Source organism: Mesorhizobium sp. M1E.F.Ca.ET.063.01.1.1 (assembly GCF_003998155.1).
In the GTDB taxonomy this organism is placed as follows: Bacteria; Pseudomonadota; Alphaproteobacteria; order Rhizobiales; family Rhizobiaceae; genus Mesorhizobium.
Genome location: NZ_RZSC01000771.1, coordinates 1 through 2,707, shown reverse-complemented (window position 1 = coordinate 2,707; position 2,707 = coordinate 1). Strand labels below are relative to the sequence as shown.

4 protein-coding genes are annotated in these 2,707 nt (G+C 61.8%); all 4 read right to left on the bottom strand.

All coding sequences use genetic code 11. The features are described from left to right. A partial coding sequence (locus EOA29_RS32050; protein WP_145969918.1) for a quinone oxidoreductase occupies positions 1-647 on the bottom strand: 647 nt, incomplete at its 3' end. A 106-nt stretch (positions 648-753) separates the two neighbouring features. Further along, complete coding sequence (pcsA, locus tag EOA29_RS32045) at positions 754-1,596, bottom strand: phosphatidylcholine synthase (protein WP_126093958.1); 843 nt, start codon at positions 1,594-1,596, stop codon at positions 754-756. Further along, positions 1,569-2,183 carry a DUF1326 domain-containing protein gene (locus EOA29_RS32040; protein WP_126093957.1) on the bottom strand — a complete coding sequence of 205 codons (615 nt, stop codon included), beginning with the start codon at positions 2,181-2,183 and terminating at the stop codon, positions 1,569-1,571. The genes pcsA and EOA29_RS32040 overlap by 28 nt, the downstream gene beginning before the upstream one ends. A gap of 11 nt (positions 2,184-2,194) precedes the next feature. Beyond that, a partial coding sequence (locus EOA29_RS32035) for a DUF2182 domain-containing protein (RefSeq protein ID WP_189479055.1) occupies positions 2,195-2,707 on the bottom strand: 513 nt, incomplete at its 5' end.

Here is a 2,707-nt window from a genome sequence, read left to right as displayed (position 1 = left end):
GAATCATAGACGACGTCGCATTTGCGGCCGCCGGTGAAGGCGGCGACGCCGGCGACGAAATCCTGCTCCTTGTAATTGATGACATGGTCAAAACCATGCGCCTTGGCGAGTTCGATCTTGTCGGCGGAGCTCGCCGTGCCGATCACGGTCGCGCCGAGATGCTTTGCCCATTGGCCGAGGATGAGACCGACGCCGCCGGCGGCGGCGTGGTAGAGGATCGTGTCGCCTGCCTTCACATGATAAGTGCGGCGCAGCAGATATTCCGCCGTCATGCCCTTCAGCATCATGGCCGCGGCCTGCTCGTCGCTGATGCCGTCCGGTAGCTTGACCACGCGGTCGGCGGCGATCACCCGTTCCTCGCAATAAGCGCCGACATTGACGGCATAGGCGATGCGGTCGCCCGGCGTCAGCCAGTCGACGCCGTCGCCGACGGCCAGCACCACGCCGGCCGCCTCGCTGCCCGGGATCAGCGGGAAGCCGCCGGGCGGCGGGTAAAGGCCCGAACGATGATAGACGTCGATGAAGTTGAGGCCGATCGCGGTATGCCTGACCAGAACCTGTCCGGCACCTGGCTGGCCGGGATCGGCATCCTCATAGGTCAGGACTTCGGGGCCGCCATGGGCGTGGATGCGGATTGCCTTGGACATCGCTCAACTCTCTCGGGTCTCTCGGGGTACGCACAGGATCCAGAGCTTGATCCCGAAAGGTGGGAACCGGTTTTCGGAAAAGATCATGCTCCAACAAAAAGTTAGGTCAGGGTTTCTTGGCGCCAAGATTGGGGAACAACTGCATGATTCCCCCGATGCAGGCGAGATAGAGCCCGGTGATGGTGATGCCGATCTTGGTGAAGTCGCTGACCTGCTCACCCAGGACGCCGATCTGGTTGTAGAAGCTGGCGAGTGCGGCCTGCGCCAGCGCAAGCGCGCCGAAGGCGCACCACAAAAGGGTAATGCCGAGATTGGCCGGCCTGAGCCTCACCACCCGCACCGGGTGGATGAAGTTGATCGGCAGGAAGGTGAGGATGCCGGCGACCACGACCACGGCGAAGGAAACCCACGGTCCCGGTTCGATGACGAAGAGCGTGAACACCACCATGTTCCAGACCACCGGGAATCCCTTGAAGAAGTTTTCCTTCGTCTTCATGCCGGTGTCTGCGTAGTAGATCGCGCTCGACACCACGATGATTGCCGCCGACAGGAAGGACAGGTTCTCGCCCATGAAGCCGCGCTGGTAGAGCGCGAAGGCCGGGATGAGCACATAGGTCACGTAGTCGATGATGTTGTCGAGCATCTCCCCCGACCAGGTCGGCAGGATCTCCTTGACTTCGAGCTTCCTGGCGATCGGACCGTCTATGCCGTCGACGAACAGGGCCAGCCCCAGCCACCAGAACATCGCGGTCCAGCGCTCCTCGCTCGCCGCGACCAGCGATAGGAAAGCCAGGAACGAACCGGACGCGGTCAGCAAATGTACGGAAAAAGCGCGTGCCTGCGGCCACGTCACTTTCTTCTTGGGCCGCGGAATCCGCTCCGCGATCTTCTTGGCCGCTTTCCTGGCCGCTGTGTTCTTGCTCACGGTCCCCGCCAGTCCAGCTTGCATATCTCGGCCGAACGGCCGGCGAAATTCCAGTTGCGGCCAAAGGCGCGCATCTTGCTCTTGTCGGACTTCGCCACGATGATTTCCGGCGCGATCCAGTATTCGGAATTGGTGATCACGGTATCCTTCTCGCGGTCCTTGCCGGGTATAGGCGTGACCGCGCCGTCGATAATCCTCGGTATCTGGAAGACGCGCGTCTTGTCGCGCGTCTCGTAAGTGATCGGCACCTGCTCGATGCCGAGAAATTTGCCGACCAGGATCGACAGCAGCGATGTGGTCCCGCCGGCCTTGCCGGTGAAGATTTTTGTCAGGGCCTTCACCGCATAGACCGAGGCGCGCTTGTCGATGAACAGGCCTGCGGTCCAGTTGCCGCGACTCATATAGCCGGGGATTTCCATGACCAAGCCGAGATTGAGACCGGAGAGGTCGACCTCGCCGAAATGGCCGGCATCGATGCGGAAACCAGCCCAGGTCTGGCAATAGCCCTCGGTCGGCGGATGGCTGCCGAGCGACAAAACGCAGGGGCAAAAAACCGTGCAATTGCAGGAGAGTACCAGCTCTCCCTTCATCGCCCAGCTTTGGTCCGTCATCGAGTTCTCCCTCACGCCGAAACTAATAGCAGGGCGGCAGCCCACACAAGCAGTATCGCACCGGCCACCTGGCTTGCCACCCTGCCGGTGGTCTGTTTTTCGATCAGGGTGAACAGGCCGATCAGCGCCATCCAGAAGATGTTCATTGCCCCGACGGCAAACATCACCAGCATCAGCGCCCAGCAGCAGCCGAGGCACCAGACGCCCTGCTCCATCCCCAGGCGAAAGATGCGCCCGGGTTTCGCGCTCCAGTTGGCGAACAGGATCGAGAACGGGTTCCGGCATTTCTTCAGGCAGGCCTGCTTCAGACCGCTGAATTGATAGAGGCCGGCAATCGTCAGGGCTGCTGCCCCGGCAAGCCCGGCGACAGGATCGAGCACCTGCCCCGAGGCGGCAAAAGCATAGATCGTAAGCGTCAGCGCTGCGAACACCACTGAGGCGGCAAGCCAGGTCGCGAGGTATCCCACCACCAGAACGAGCGGATGGACCACCGGCTCCCTCTTGATTCGGGCGGTATCCGCAAT